The organism is Streptomyces sp. NBC_01571 (assembly GCF_026339875.1).
GTDB lineage: Bacteria > Actinomycetota > Actinomycetes > Streptomycetales > Streptomycetaceae > Streptomyces.
Window position 1 is genome coordinate 2,316,164 of sequence record NZ_JAPEPZ010000001.1, and the last position, 14,930, is coordinate 2,331,093.

Consider the following 14,930-nt stretch of genomic DNA (forward strand, 5'->3'; position numbering starts at 1 on the left):
CGCCATCACTCCATCAGTCTGTTCGTTGATCGACCCATCTGTTCGCTGATCGGTCGCGATGCGTCAACGATATATCGGAATAGCTCGCTCGACAACCCTCGGACGCCGGGTGCGTCTGACCTGTCTCAGCGAAGGCGACACGGTTCTCACCGAAGATGAAGGGATGGAAGTTCGTCTCACTGAAGGTTGATCGCGCAGGTCAGAGCCTGCCTCGCCGGATTCGCCACAAGCGGCTGCCCGGTAGCGGCTGGCTCAGCATCACCGGCGCCACCCCTCATCCAGGCCCGCCATCCACCTCGCGGCCTCCGTTGTCCCGCTGACCAGGGCCGGTTCATCTTCGGTGAGACGAACCAGGATCCGTTCACCTTCGTTGAGAACCGCTCAACGTCCACTGAGACGGGTCAGCGTCGGGGACCCGGCGCGGGAGGTTGCCGCCTGCGCATGCGGCCGGAACGAAGGCCGCGGGGACCGCGACGCGGGAGCGACAGCCGACGGGGCGAGCGGGCTCGACCCCGGGCGGTGACCCCGATGCGGGAGCTGGAACACAGGCGCGAGAGCCGGAACCAGGGCCAGACGGCTGGGAACCCGTTCGAAGGGCGGCCCGAACCGGGCCAGAACCCCGGAATTGGCCTTGTCCCCCGGCTCCCCGCGGCGGCTAGCGTCGGGGCATGCGGATTCGAATCGTCGACGCCTTCACCGACCGTCCCTTCACGGGCAACCCGGCCGGGGTCCTCCTCCTCGGCCCCGAAGGCTTCCCCGAGGACGACTGGCTGCAGAACGTGGCTCTGGAGGTCAATCACGCGGAGACGGCGTTCGCGCATCCCCTGCCCGAGGGCGGTGACGCCGACTGGGCGCTGCGCTGGTTCACTCCCGCGAGCGAGGTCGCGATGTGCGGGCACGCGACACTGGCCACCGCACACGTCCTGCGCACGACGGGCACCCACACGGGACCGGTGCGGTTCGCCACCCGCAGCGGCGTACTCCTCGCCACGCCCCAGGAGGACGGGACTCTCACGCTGGACTTCCCGACCGCGCCGCTGACCCCGGTCGACGTACCGGACGGTGTCGCGGAGGCACTCGGCGCCGACCCGCTCACGGCCTTCGACACGGGCCCGAACACCGGAGACCTGCTGATCGAGGTCGCCGACGAGGAGACGGTGCGCGGGCTGGCTCCCGACCTCAGGGCCCTGGCCCGGTACTCGGAGCGCGGCATCATCGCGACGGCCCGCTCAGCGGACCCCGCCCGGGGCTACGACTTCGTCTCGCGGTGTTTCTTCCCGAACGTCGGCATCGACGAGGACCCGGTCACCGGCAGCGCCCACACGGCTCTCGCGCCCTACTGGTCCGAGCGTCTCGGCCGCCCCGACCTGACCGGTCTGCAGGCTTCCCCGCGCTCCGGTCTCGTCCGCACCGGGCTGCGCGGCGACCGTACCCTCCTGACCGGGAGCGCGGTCACGGTCGTCGAGGGCGAGCTGCTCGTCTGACGGTGTGCGGACGACACGCCGACGTCATGCGGACGGCGACGGACGGCGTACGGACGAGACCGGCGCAGCACCCCGCGGCGCGCCGTTCGGGCCGTTCGGGCCGTTCACGCCGTGGGCAGCCACCCCACCTTCCCCGCCAGCAGCGCGTACCCGACGAACGCCCCGATGTCGAGCAGTGAGTGCGCGACCACGAGCGGCCCGACCCGGCCCCACCGCCGGTACAGGTAGACGAAGACGACGCCCATCACCATGTTGCCGACGAAGCCGCCGATGCCCTGGTAGAGGTGGTACGAGCCACGCAGTACCGCGCTCGCCACCAGGGCGGTGCCCGGCGTCCAGCCCAACTGGCCCAGCCGGCGCAGCAGATAGCCGACGACGACGACCTCTTCCAGCACGGCGTTCTGCACGGCCGACAGGATCAGCACCGGGTACTTCCACCACACGTCGGGCAGCGCCTCGGGCACGACCGTGAGGTTGGCGCCGAAGCCGCGCGCCAGCAGATAGAAGGCGATACCCGTGCTGCCGATCACTGCCGCGACCGCGGCCCCGCGTCCGAGGTCGGGCCAGGGCCGCGTGCGGTCGAACCCGATCACGCGCAGCCCCTGGCCCTCCCGCAGCAGAAGGTGCGCGACCAGCGCGACCGGCACCAGGGCCGACGCGATGCCGAACAGCTGCCACGCCAGATCCAGCCAGGGCCGGCCCGGCGCGGCCGAGGCGTTCAGCGTGGCGGCCTGGTCCTTGAGACCGCCCGGTTTGGTGACCGATCCGACAAAGCTGATCAGCGCGGACACTCCGCTCGCACCGAGCGAGAGCCCAAGGACGAGCAGAGTCTCGTCCCGGAAAATCCTTCGCGTCAGCCGCTCCCCAGGAAAAGAACCGGCCGGCGACCCCGCCTCCACCTGCACTCCCGCCTCCAGTTGAGTAATCCCGCCTCATCCCCATCTTCGCCCCGCTAGGGTCTCGAAAGAAGTTGCGAAGATCGTGCGCGACAGGCCGTCGGGGGACGGACGCCGTACGGGCGTGCCTCCCCTTCTCGCCCTCTCCCGGCCTTCATACGGCTGTCTCGCGGCACCGGCTCACCCACGGAGGGCACCACCGTCATGGGACGTCACAGCTTGCCCCACCCTTCCGGGGCGGGCGCGGCCGACCCCCGTCCGCGCCCGCGCCGCCGCACGGTGGCCGTCGCGACGGTGCTGGTCCTGACAGTCGTCGCGGGCGCGGCGGCCGCGGTCAACGGCGGTCTGTTCTCCTTCGGTTCGTCCTGCCAGGACAGCGCCGTGCACGTCACGGTCGCCGCGTCGCCCGACGTGGCGCCCGCCCTGAAGGCCCTCGCCGACCATGCCCGAGAGCGCGACATCACGTCCGACGGGCACTGCATCGACGTCACCGTGACCGCCCGCGAGTCGTACGAGGTCGCCGACTCGCTGCGGTCGGGCAAGCGGGCCGGCATCCAGGCGTGGGTGCCGGACTCCGACGTGTGGGTGGACGGGGTCACCGCACGAAGCGGGGCGACCCAGGTCACCAAGGCGGGCAACGTCGCGTCCTCACCGGTCGGTGTCGCGATGGTCCCGTCCGCCGCCGCGTCGCTCGGGTGGCCCACCAAGACCTACACCTGGGCCGAACTGGCCGACGCCTCGATGCGGGACGACAAGCTCAGGCTGGGCGCGGGCGACCCGGCGCGCAGCGCGACCGGTCTGCTCGCCCTGACCCGGCTCGGCGGCGCCTCGGACGGGAGCGAGGGCGGCGGCATCCGGGCCGCTGCCCTGGCCAAGACGCTCTCGCCGCGCACGTCCGACAACGACCGCCAGGTACTGGACACCCTCCCCCGCGACTCCTCCGGTGCCGAACAGAGCGACCCGAAGCACAACCAGGCACTGTTCCTCTCCGAACAGTCGGCGTTCGTCCACAACTCCTCGTCCGACCGCGGGCTCGGGCTCGACCTGTTCTATCCCAAGGACGGATCACCGCGGCTCGACTACCCCTTCGCCCTCGTCGACCGGCCACGGCTGAGCACCGACGAGAGCCGGGCCGCGCTGCGCTTCATGACGCTCTCGGGCGAGTCGGAGGGGCAGCGGATCCTTCAGCGGTCCGGGTTCCGCACGGACGACGACGAGGTGTCCGGCGCGCTGGTCGCCAAGGCCGGCGGCCGTGCCCCGCAGCCCTTCGACCGCGCCGCGGCCGACCCCCTCCCGGAGAAGGCGGTCGAAGAGACGCTCGGCACGTGGACGATCACGGTACAGAGCGCCCGGATCACCGCCGTCGTCGACGCCTCCGCGTCCATGTCGCAGCCGGTGCCGGGCACCGACCGGACCCGTATGGACGTCACCAAGGCCGCCCTGCTCCAGGCGCTCGGCACCTTCACCACGGAGGACGAGATCGGGCTGTGGAAGTTCTCCACCCGTCTCGACGGCGACCGCGACTACCGGGTGCTCGTGCCGACGGGACGGCTCGGCGACCGCGAGGGCGGCAACGCCCAGCGGGCGAGACTGGCGGCGGCCTTCAACGCCCTGAATCCCGTGCCGAACGGGGCGACGGGCCTGTACGACACCACCCTCGCCGCGTACAAGGCGGCCACCTCCGGCTATGCGAAGGGCAGGTTCAACGCACTGGTCCTGCTGACCGACGGCGTCAACGAGGACCCGGGAAGCATCTCGCGCGCCGCTCTGGTTTCCCGGCTGAGGCAGCTCGCCGACCCGCGGCGCCCGGTGCCGCTCATCGCCATCGCGGTGGGCCCGGACGCGGACAAGGCGGAGGTCGAGGCGATCGCCAAGGCGACCGGCGGCTCGGGCCAGGAGGTCAGCGATCCCTCACAGATCCACTCGGTGATCCTCAGAGCCATCGTGCGGGCGGCCGCCCGCAGCCAGAACTGAAGGCGGTACCCACGGCCGCGGCCGGGGCTGTGGGGGAACCCACACCCGCGGCCGCGGGGCTGCACGCGGTACCCACACCCTCAGCCGCCGCAGGCCGTACCCACACCCTCAGCCGGGACCGCGGTACTCACACCCTCCAGCCGGGGCCGCAGGCCGTACCCACACCCTCAGCCGGGGCCGAGGCGGTGCTCACCCGAGGGGCGCGGGCTCCGGCAGCCCCACCGGCCAGGTGTGCACCGGCTCCCCGAGGTGCATCAACTCGCCGTAGCGCCGGGTGGTCGCGGCCAGCGCGGCCTCCCGGCCCAGTCCCTTCTCCAGGGCCTGGTGGAAGGTGGCCGCCTGCCAGGTCGCCCCGTTGACGCGCAGCCGGCACCGGTCCTCGATCACTCCGAGGTAGAAGTCCCGGTCGACGGGCTCCACCCCCCAGGCGTCCAGCCCCACGGCGGCGAGCGGCAGCAGTTCGTCACGGACCAGGGTGACGGCGTCGACCTCCGCTATGCCGCCGTACCTGCCCCGTCGCGGCCACTCCAGGCGCGCGTCGATGCCGTGGCGGCAGGCGGCGTCGAAGTTCGCGGCGGCGGACGCGAACGGCAGCCGTGTCCACACCGGCCTCGCCTCCTCGGCGAGGGCGCGGACGAGCCCGTAGTAGAAGGCCGCGTTGGCGACGACGTCGGTGACACTGGGACCCGCGGGCAGCACACGGTTCTCGACGCGCAGGTGCGGGACCCCGTCGGCGATGCCGTACACGGGCCGGTTCCAGCGGTACACCGTGCCGTTGTGCAGGACGAGTTCGGCCAGCTTGGGAACGCCTCCGGCGTCGAGGACCTCGAGGGGGTCCTCGTCGTCGCAGATGGGCAGCAGGGGCGGGAAGAAGCGCAGGTTCTCCTCGAAGAGGTCGTACGCCGAGGAGATCCACCGCTCGCCGAACCAGGTACGCGGCCGCACCCCCTGGGCCTGCAGTTCGGGCGGACGGGTGTCGGTGGACTGCTGGAACAGCGGCGGCCTGGACTCGCGCCACAGCTCACGGCCGAACAGGAAGGGCGAGTTGGCGCCGACCACGACCTGCGCGGCGGCCACCGCCTGCGCCGCGTTCCACACGTCCGCGAAGCGTCCGGGGGTGACCTGGAGGTGCAACTGCACCGAGGTGCAGGCGGCTTCGGGCGCGATGGACTTCGACGTACACACCAGGCGCTCCACACCGTCGATGTCGAGCGCGAACTCCTCACCACGGGCGGCCACGATCTGGTCGTTGAGCAGGGTGTAGCGGTCACCGTCCGACAGGTTCGACGACACCAGGTCGTCACGGTCGATCGTCGGCAGAATCCCGATCATCACGATGCCGGCGTCGACCTCGGCGGCTTTCCGGTGCGCATATGCCAGTGAAGTACCTAGCTCCTCCGCGAGCTGGTCGAATACCCGGCCGCCCAACCGGTGTGGAGCTATGTTGACTTCCAGATTGAACATGGCAAGTTCTGTTTGGAAATCGCGGCTGGCAATCCTTTCGAGTACTTGCGCATTCATCATCCTGGGCATGCCGTCGGGTCCGGCGAGATTCAGTTCGATCTCCAGACCCATGAGATTCTTCGGGCGATCGAACCGCTTCTCCTCCAGCAGCCGCGCCAGCCCCGCCAGACACTCCCGGAGCTTGCCGCGGTAGCGCTGGCGATCGGACAGGTCGAACGACCCTGCCACGACCTTCTCTCCCATCGAAGTGTCCCTCCTCGAAGGGCGGGCCGACCCTCGGACCCCCGCCGTCCCGGTGGATAATGCCCCGGCAGGCCGATCGATAACGCCCTGGAGGGCCCCGTCGGCCGCTACGCTGTGAGCAGGGTGTCCAGCGGCACATTCACGAGGCATGGACCACTGCCTGTTTTCAGCCTGACATGATCTCGTGAAAAACGCCGACGAGAATCGGCCGACCGCTCGCGCGAAGTATTCCGAGGTCATCGTCGCACATCGCCGTGGAACCGGGATGAACCCTCTGCTTTCGCCGACCGAATACCGCCTTGCTCTTCATATTCGGACCGACTAGACGAAACACCGTCTGAACACCTGTCGTATAAACTCCGCAAACGAGGCAGAGAGTTGGCGCTCGCGGTCCCAGGTCCTGCCGTCGAGGTGACACGCGGCAGGCGACACCCCCGTCGGCAGATCCAGACCCCCCGCCCCTCCGACCCCGAGAGCTGACAGCGCCGTCCGCCCCCGCCCCCTCGCGCCACTGTGCCTGTCGAATGAGAGGCGACCCACCATGCCGCTGCACGTACCTCCGGCTCCCGCGCCCGCCCTGCGCACCGTTCTCACGGCACTCGGTTCCCCCACCGCAGTCCGCGAGGCCCGCACCCCGTCCCTGCGGATGGCCGAGGGGCCGGTCACCCCCGAACTCCCTCTGCCCGTACATGTCCTGGACCGGAGCGATCCGGCGGGCACGTCCACCACACGACTGGCCGCGTGGCGCTTCCTGATCCGCTGCGGAGAGCGCTCGGTGGCGGCGGCCGACACCATGCTCACCCCCGACGGCTGGGCCTTCTCGCACTTCTTCGAAGGTCCCTACATCACCGCCACCGAGCGCGCCCTGCGTCAGGCGGAGAACATGAAGCAGTCGTTCCAGGCGCGCCTGCTGTCGGTACCCGAGCTCTACATGCTCACCCTCTGGCTGCACGGGGACTGCGCCGCCGACGGCGCCACCGGCCATCCGGCCCCCACCGACCTCCTGGTGCCGCTCGCACCCGCGCCGCCCGGCATCGCCTCCCACCGCCCGCACCGCGTGGCCGAGTTCCTGCCGGTCCTCACCCATCGCCTCACCGCCGCACCACTGCTCAGCTCCCCCGCGTAGTCAGTCGCGCCCGTCACTCACGTCCGTCATCACGTCCGTCCGCGTGCCCCGCAGCCGTTCCTCCGGCCGCGGGGCACGTCGCCGCGCCGCGCGGCGGCCGGCCGGGACACGCGCGGACCGGGTCCGAACCGGCCCGCTCGTTCGGGCCCAGCCCTGCTCGTACGAGGGAGAACGCGTCTGTGACCGTGCCTGACTAGCCCCATCCGACCACCGCGAACCCCCCGAAGGGACCGTGCAGTTGCGATGAACCGTCCGCGCGGGTGACGCGTCTCCAACCTGTGAGGAGCGCTGCTGCGAAATCCCTGCGGATTGACGCCCGTAGGGCAACACTGGGTTCCAAACACACACCACGGGGGGCGGCCATGATCAGTTCGAGCCGCGAATCAGACACCACGACCAGCACACACCTCTCAACCCAGCGAAAGATCCCATCCATGTGCCAGCACCAGCCACCCTGTCCGTCAGCCGAATCAGCCGACCGGGAGTCCGCGCGCCTCGCGGCGCACCACCCGGAGCAGGGATGGAGCCTGCTGTGCAACGGCGTTCTGCTCTTCGAGGACACCGGTGAGCTCCTGCCGGACGGCCAGATCATCGCGCCGCACCGCCCGCTGGGCAGCGAGCACGTGATGACGGCCGCCTGAGCCGCACACACGAAGGGCGAAAGCCCGGACAGAACGAGGGGCCGGCCGGAGACCCACTCTCCGCACCGGCCCCGACGCATGTCCGGACGTGATCACTCTGCGTGACTCGCCGGGAACCCTCCGGTCCGGACGTCCGGACGGGGTCCACGCGCCACCCCGCCCCCCCGCGCCTGCCTGCCTGCCTGCCTGCCTGCCTGCCTGCCTACCTACCTGCCTGCCTGCCTGCCTACTACGGTCTGCCCGAACGGACATCCCCCTCTGCCTCTCCACCTCCTGAAGTCCCGCGGACGAAACGCTAGCGTCCCTTCGTGAGCGTCCCGGCGTCCGGGGAACCGTGCCGGCCCCGGCCCCGACCCCGGCCCCGGCCCCGGCCCCGACGGCATCCGGTTCACCTCTACGGACCTCCCCAGAAGCGAGCAAGGCGGTCATGGGACTCCTGCACTCCCCCGATCGTGGGCAGCACCACCCGACGTCCGGTGACCGCACGGCCCAGGAGGATCCCGCGGCGCACGAGGCACTGGCGAACGATTCGGCGCTGGGCGCGGCTCGAACGGGCGCGCCACCGGTGGGCGTGGGGCCTGCCGGCGTCGGGCCGGTGAGCGGGGCGCCGTCGGACGAGCGACCCGAGCGCACGCGACGTCGTCGCCGCCCCGGCCCGTTCACCCTGCTGGCGCTGCCCGGGCTGACCGTCGTGCTGGGCTTCGCGGGGTTCATGGCCGCGACGGGCCATCTGCCCTCGGCCTGGTCGGAGGACTCGGACTCGCACGCGACGACCGCGGGCAACACTGAGACGGACCGTGTCGACGCGTCTTACCTCCCGTGGCTGCGCGAGGCGGCCAGGACCTGCGCCCTCCTGAAACCGTCCGTCCTCGCCGCCCAGATCGACCGGCGTTCCGGCTGGAACACCGACCCGGCCACGCTCTCTGGCACCGTGGGCATCGCCGGGTTCACCGAGAGCCAGTGGCGGACCTGGGGCAAGGACGCCGACGGCAACGGAAAGTCCTCGCCGCGCGACCCCGTGGACGCCATCATGGCGCTGGCCCGGCAGGACTGCGCTCTCGCCGAGGACGTCACCCGGCTCAGAACCCGTGGCACCGTGTCGGGGGACCTGCTCGACCTCACCCTGGCCGCCTACACGGTGGGCACGGACTCCGTGACACGGGCGGGACGCGTGCCGGTGACGGCGCGGAGCTATCTCACCGAGGTCAAGGGCCTGTCCGCGCGGTACAGGAGCTTCGACCGCGAGGAGAACACGAACCCCGGCAGCGGCAAGACGAGCGGAGTACTGGCACCGCCGGTGACCACCCTGGTGATCAGCTCCCCCTTCGGATCGCGCAAACACCCCCTCACCGGCGTCACCAAGCTGCACACCGGCGTGGACTTCGCCGCTCCGCGGAACGCGCCGGTGTCCGCCGCACGGCAGGGCCGGGTCGTGTTCGCGGGAATGACCAAGGCGTACGGCAACCGCGTCGTGATCGATCACGGCATGATCGGCGGCAGGCGGCTGGAGACCACGTACAGCCACATGTCGTCCCTGCTGGTCAGGGCGGGTCAGAGCGTCGAGAGCGGAGCCGCGGTCGGGTTCGTCGGCTCCACGGGCCTGTCGACGGGCCCGCACCTGCACTTCGAGGTGCTCGTCGACGGCGCGTACTCCGACCCGATGCCATGGCTCGCCGTCGCCCACTGACCGGCGGAAAGACGGACGCGGAAAAGGGGACGTGCCCCGGCAGGAGCCGGGGCACGTCCCCTTCTGGTCCCGAACGAGTCCGGTCCCCTGAGCTGAGGGTCCCGTAAGTCGTTCTTGGTCCGTGAGGGCCGGTCCTCAGGTCTTCGGCCGGCCCTCGTCGGCCTAGTCCTCGTAGGCGTCCAGCGGCGGGCAGGAGCAGACCAGGTTCCGGTCGCCGTACGCCTGGTCGATTCGGCGCACCGGCGGCCAGTACTTGTCCGCGGCCGCGACACCGGCCGGGAAGACGGCCTGCTCACGCGTGTACGCGTGCTTCCACTCACCGCCGAGCGCGGCGGCGGTGTGCGGCGCGTTCCGCAGCGGGTTGTCGTCCACCGTCCAGTCGCCCGAACCGACCTTCTCGATCTCCGCGCGGATGGCGATCATCGCCTCGCAGAACCGGTCGAGCTCGACCAGGTCCTCGGACTCGGTCGGCTCGATCATCAGCGTGCCCGCGACCGGGAAGGACATGGTGGGCGCGTGGAAGCCGTAGTCGATGAGCCGCTTGGCGACGTCGTCGACGCTGACGCCGGTCGCCTTCGTCAGCGGACGCAGATCGATGATGCACTCGTGGGCGACGAGCCCGCCGGGACCGGTGTACAGCACCGGGTAGTGCGGCTCCAGACGCTTGGCGATGTAGTTCGCCGACAGCACGGCGACCTGCGTCGCCCGCTTGAGGCCCTCGCCGCCCATCAACCGGACGTACGCCCACGAGATGGGCAGGATGCCCGCGGAGCCCCAGGGCGCGGCGGAGATCGGGCCGACACCGGTCTCGGGACCGGCGGCGGGCTGCAGCGGGTGGTTCGGCAGGAACGGCGCCAGGTGCGCGCGCACGCCGACCGGGCCGACGCCCGGACCGCCGCCGCCGTGCGGGATGCAGAACGTCTTGTGCAGGTTGAGGTGCGAGACGTCACCGCCGAAGTGGCCCGGCTTGGCGAGGCCCACCAGCGCGTTGAGGTTGGCGCCGTCGACGTACACCTGCCCGCCCGCCTCGTGCACCTGGGCGCAGATGTCGGCGACATGCTCCTCGAACACACCGTGCGTCGAGGGGTACGTGATCATCAGCACGGCGAGCTCGTCGCGGTGCTGCTCGATCTTGGCACGCAGGTCCGCGATGTCGATCTCGCCGTCTTCGGCGGTCTTCACGACGACGACCTTCATGCCGGCCATCACGGCGCTCGCGGCGTTCGTGCCGTGCGCCGAGGACGGGATCAGGCAGACGGTGCGCTGCTCGTCGCCGTTGGCCCGATGGTAGCCGCGGACCGCGAGCAGACCGGCCAGCTCGCCCTGCGAACCGGCGTTGGGCTGCAGCGACACCTTGTCGTAGCCGGTGACCTCGGCGAGCCGCGTCTCCAGCTCCTCGATGAGCGTGAGGTAACCCTGCGCCTGCTCGGCGGGCACGAAGGGGTGCAGCTGGCCGAACTCGGGCCAGGTGACCGGCTCCATCTCGGTGGTCGCGTTGAGCTTCATGGTGCAGGAGCCCAGCGGGATCATGCCGCGGTCCAGCGCGTAGTCGCGGTCGGAGAGTTTGCGCAGGTAGCGCAGCATCGCGGTCTCGGAGCGGTACTGGTGGAACACCGGGTGCGTGAGGTAGTCGTCGGTGCGCAGCAGCGCCGCGGGCAGGGTGTCCTCGGTGCTCTCGTCCAGCGCCTCGATGTCGCCCTCGACGCCGAACGCGGCCCACACGGAACCCAGTTGCCTGCGTGCGGTGGTCTCGTCACAGGCGATCGACACGTGGTCGGCGTCGACGAGGTGGAGGTTGACACCCTGGTCTCGCGCGCTCGTCACGATGTCGGCGGCGCGGCCCGGCACGCGGACGGTCAGCGTGTCGAAGTACGCGCCGTGCACGACCTCGACGCCGCCGGCCTTCAGCCCCTCGGCGAGGAGCGTGGCGTAGCGGTGGGTGCGACGGGCGATCGTCCGCAGTCCGTCCGGCCCGTGGTAGACGGCGTACATGCCGGCCATCACGGCGAGCAGCACCTGCGCGGTGCAGATGTTGCTGGTGGCCTTCTCACGGCGGATGTGCTGCTCGCGCGTCTGCAGAGCGAGCCGGTACGCCTTGTGCCCGTCCGCGTCGACGGAGACGCCGACCAGCCGGCCGGGCAGGCTGCGCGCGAACTTCTCGCGAACCGCCATGTATCCGGCGTGCGGACCGCCGAAGCCCATCGGAACGCCGAACCGCTGGGTGGTGCCGACCGCGATGTCGGCGCCGAGCTCGCCGGGCGAGGTGAGCAGGGTCAGGGCGAGCAGGTCGGCGGCGACGGTGACGACCGCTCCGAGCTCGTGCGCCTGCTCGATGACGGGCTTGAGGTCGCGTACGGCACCGGAGGCACCCGGGTACTGGACGAGCACGCCGTTGATCTCGCGCTCGGCGATCTCGGCCGGGATGCCCTCGCTCAGATCGGCGACGACGACCTCGACGCCGGTGGGCTCGGCGCGGGTCTCGATGACGGCGACGGTCTGCGGCAGGGCGTCCGCGTCGATCAGGAAGAGGCCCTTCTTGTTCTTGCCCATGCGCCGGGACAGCGCCATCGCCTCGGCGGCCGCGGTGCCCTCGTCGAGCAGCGAGGCGCCGGAGGTGGGCAGCCCGGTCAGCTCGGCGACCACGGTCTGGAAGTTGAGCAGCGCCTCCAGGCGGCCCTGCGAGATCTCCGGCTGGTACGGCGTGTAGGCGGTGTACCAGGCCGGGTTCTCCATGACGTTGCGCAGGATCACCGGCGGCGTGAAGGTGCCGTAGTAACCGAGGCCGATCATCGGGTCGAGAACCTGGTTGCGGTCCGCGAGGGAGCGCAGCTCGGCCAGGACCTCGGCCTCGGTGCGCGCGCCCGGGAGCTCGAGCGCCTCGGCGTTCTTGATCACGTCCGGCACGGCGGCGGCCGTCAGCTCGTCCAGCGAGCCGTACCCGACCTGCGCGAGCATCTTGGCCCGTGCTTCCGGGGCGGGCCCGATGTGGCGCTGCTCGAAGGGGATTCCCTGTTCGAGCTCGGAGAGCGGAATGCGATGGGCGGTCATTGCGGAGGCCTCCTGGTCACACACGACCTTCGAGGGGCACCACGGCGCGGGTGCCCCGACGGCCTCCCCCTCTGTCATCTGACCTGAGAGCTTCACCGGTCCGCCCGCTCGCTGCGACCCGGCTTTCACCGTCGGTGAGAGCGGAAGGCGTCAGCCCCGCCCTGCTTTCCAGAGTGACCTCGTCCGTGCGGTACGTGAGCCTGAGAGATTCCGGGGAGGATTTGCTCCTTCGGCGCCTCCGATGGTGTCTGGAGGACTCTCCCGCACGGGATCAGCAGCCGCTTGCCAGGGTACCAGCGAGAACAACGCACGGGCTTTCGAGTGGCCACCGTCACGAATGTGCTCTTTCGTAGTGCCTACGGATGAGTTGCAATCGAGTGGAGGGCCCGTGCAGACCGACATCGATCCGCGCAATCTGATCGGCCGCAAGGCGCTCGACCGCAATGGCGCCAAGATCGGCACGGTCGACGAGGTCTATCTGGACGACGCGACCGGCATACCGGAGTGGGCCGCCATACGTACGGGCCTGTTCAGCAGGGACGCCTTCGTGCCGCTGGAGCCCAGCGAGTTCGTCGAGGGCAGCCTGCGCGTCCCCTTCGAACGCGCCCTGATCAAGGACGCCCCCGATTTCGGCGTGGGCCGTCATCTCTCTCCGGAGCAGGAACTCCAGCTGTATCACCACTACGGTCTCGACGTGACGCCCCCGGCTCCTCCGCCGGACCGCGACTTCGGCCGTCTGGCGGGAACGGACGATGCCTGAGGCACCCCTTCGGCAGCGCGGGTGACCGCCTCCGGCCTACGGCGGACCGGGCGACCGTCCGGGAACGGCCCGCGGTGCCCGGCCCGTCGCCGGTGCCGTGCCGGGTCTCATGCCCTCCCGGGCGCACCGGCGGACACCCCTGACGAACCCTCGGGTCTTCGGGGCACCAACGGCAGGGGATCCGCCGGCTCCAAGGCCGCGTCGTCCGTACGGAACGTCCGCACCCGCCCCGGTTCCGAGTCGGGCGTCTCGAATCGCACCGTCACCCTTCCCAGCCCGCTGCCCTGCACCCACCCGTGCCCGTACTCGGCGTGGTGCACGTCGTGCCCCGCGGGCCAGCGCCGCTCGACCGCCGGCACCTGCTCGACGGCCGACTCCTCAGCCGCCTCCTCGTCGGGGTGCTCCTGCGCCGCCGTCTCCTCCTCCGCGGCCCTGGCCTGCGCCTGGGCCTGCGCGAAGAGGTCCTCCTGCGTGTAGTCGGCGAGCCCCGAGACACCGACACCCAGCAGGCGTACGCCCCCCGTCGTGTCCACCGCCTCCAGGAGCCGCCCGGCCGCCTCCCGGACGACCGCGGGGTCGTCCGTGGGCCCCCGAAGCGTCTCGGACCGCGTCAGCGTCGAGAAGTCGTACCTGCGCACCTTCAGCACGATGGTCCGTCCCGACAGCCCCGCCCGGCGCAGCCGCTGCACACACCGGTCAGCGAGCCGCTGCACCTCGAGCCCGACCCGCACCCGGTCATGGATGTCCACGTCGTACGTGTCCTCGACCGACACGGACTTCGTCTCCCGCTCGGCCACCACGGGCCGCTCGTCGCGCGCCAGCGCCATCGCGTACAGCGCGTGGCCATGGGCCTTGCCCAGCAGCCGTACGAGCTCGTCCTCCCCCGCCTCGGCGATCTCGTCGACCGTGTTGATCCCGCCCCGCCGCAGATGGTCCCCGGTGGCGGGCCCCACGCCCGGCAGGGTCCGCACCGGCATCGGTCCGAGCATCGCGCGCTCCGTCCCCGGCTCGATCACCACCAGGCCGTCGGGCTTGGCCTGCTCGGAGGCGATCTTGGCGAGCATCTTGGAGGCCGCGAGCCCCACGGAGCCCGTCAGGCCCGTGACGGCCCTGATGTCCGCGCGCAGCTTCACCCCGGCCAACCTCGCCGAGGCGTCGTCCCAGGCCGTCCCGCCGGCCTCCAGATCGACGAACGCCTCGTCCAGGCTCAGTGGCTCCACCAGGGGGGACAGCGTCCGCAGCAGCCCCATCACCTGGTCGCTGATCTCCCGGTAGAGCCCGAAGCGCGGCACGAGATACGCCGCGTTCGGTGCGAGCCTGCGCGCCTGGGCCATGGGCATCGCCGAGTGCACCCCGAAGACACGGGCCTCGTAGGAGGCGGTGGCGACCACGCCGCGCAGCCCGAGGCCGCCGACGACGACGGCCTTCCCCCGCAGGCTCGGCTTGGACGCCTGCTCCGCCGAGGCGAAGAAGGCATCCATGTCGAGATGCAGGATCGTGGGCGCGTTTCTCACACCCCCGATGCTGCCCTACGCCACTGACATTGCCCCGGGACTCCGGCGCCCCGCCCCACCGCGCCGCCCACCGGACCGCACCGGCCCCCGGGC

At 71.0% G+C, this 14,930-nt stretch carries 10 protein-coding genes and 1 riboswitch; of the genes, 6 read left to right on the forward strand and 4 right to left on the reverse strand.

The window, feature by feature from the left end; genetic code table 11:
• Positions 1–668: 668 nt before the first annotated feature.
• Complete coding sequence (locus OHB41_RS10480) at positions 669–1,484, forward strand: PhzF family protein (RefSeq protein WP_266697568.1); 816 nt, start codon at positions 669–671, stop codon at positions 1,482–1,484.
• 104 nt (positions 1,485–1,588) lie between these two features.
• Here the strand turns inward: OHB41_RS10480 and OHB41_RS10485 are convergent, their stop codons facing one another.
• Positions 1,589–2,389: a CPBP family intramembrane glutamic endopeptidase gene (locus tag OHB41_RS10485; RefSeq protein ID WP_266697569.1), complete on the reverse strand. Its 801-nt coding sequence runs from the start codon at positions 2,387–2,389 to the stop codon at positions 1,589–1,591.
• A gap of 195 nt (positions 2,390–2,584) precedes the next feature.
• On the opposite strand from OHB41_RS10485, the gene OHB41_RS10490 reads away from it, so the two are divergent.
• Positions 2,585–4,354: a substrate-binding and VWA domain-containing protein gene (locus tag OHB41_RS10490; protein WP_266697570.1), complete on the forward strand. Its 1,770-nt coding sequence runs from the start codon at positions 2,585–2,587 to the stop codon at positions 4,352–4,354.
• 189 nt (positions 4,355–4,543) lie between these two features.
• Here the strand turns inward: OHB41_RS10490 and OHB41_RS10495 are convergent, their stop codons facing one another.
• Positions 4,544–6,061 carry a glutamate-cysteine ligase family protein gene (locus OHB41_RS10495; protein WP_266697571.1) on the reverse strand — a complete coding sequence of 506 codons (1,518 nt, stop codon included), beginning with the start codon at positions 6,059–6,061 and terminating at the stop codon, positions 4,544–4,546.
• 541 nt (positions 6,062–6,602) lie between these two features.
• On the opposite strand from OHB41_RS10495, the gene OHB41_RS10500 reads away from it, so the two are divergent.
• The 3 genes from OHB41_RS10500 (at position 6,603) to OHB41_RS10510 (ending at position 9,515) form a co-directional block, all read left to right on the forward strand.
• On the forward strand, positions 6,603–7,187 hold the full coding sequence (locus OHB41_RS10500; protein ID WP_266697572.1) for a hypothetical protein: 585 nt from the start codon (positions 6,603–6,605) through the stop codon (positions 7,185–7,187).
• A 434-nt stretch (positions 7,188–7,621) separates the two neighbouring features.
• Positions 7,622–7,828 (forward strand): DUF5999 family protein, encoded by a 207-nt coding sequence (locus tag OHB41_RS10505; protein ID WP_266697573.1) that lies wholly within the window; start codon positions 7,622–7,624, stop codon positions 7,826–7,828.
• Between the two features lie 427 nt (positions 7,829–8,255).
• A complete protein-coding gene (locus OHB41_RS10510) occupies positions 8,256–9,515 on the forward strand; it encodes a M23 family metallopeptidase (RefSeq protein ID WP_266697574.1) in 1,260 nt (419 codons plus the stop codon).
• Between the two features lie 162 nt (positions 9,516–9,677).
• Here the strand turns inward: OHB41_RS10510 and gcvP are convergent, their stop codons facing one another.
• The gene (gcvP, locus tag OHB41_RS10515) at positions 9,678–12,563 is read right to left on the reverse strand and encodes an aminomethyl-transferring glycine dehydrogenase (RefSeq protein WP_266697575.1); all 2,886 of its coding nucleotides are present in this window, start codon (positions 12,561–12,563) and stop codon (positions 9,678–9,680) included.
• Positions 12,564–12,741: 178 nt separating this feature from the next.
• A riboswitch (glycine riboswitch) is annotated at positions 12,742–12,837 on the reverse strand.
• Between the two features lie 114 nt (positions 12,838–12,951).
• Here gcvP and OHB41_RS10520 point away from each other — a divergent pair.
• Complete coding sequence (locus OHB41_RS10520; protein WP_266697576.1) at positions 12,952–13,323, forward strand: PRC-barrel domain-containing protein; 372 nt, start codon at positions 12,952–12,954, stop codon at positions 13,321–13,323.
• A gap of 107 nt (positions 13,324–13,430) precedes the next feature.
• On the opposite strand, the gene OHB41_RS10525 is transcribed toward OHB41_RS10520, so the two are convergent.
• Entirely contained in the window at positions 13,431–14,837 is a 1,407-nt protein-coding gene (locus tag OHB41_RS10525; protein ID WP_266697577.1) for a DNA polymerase IV, read from the reverse strand.
• Positions 14,838–14,930 lie beyond the last annotated feature (93 nt).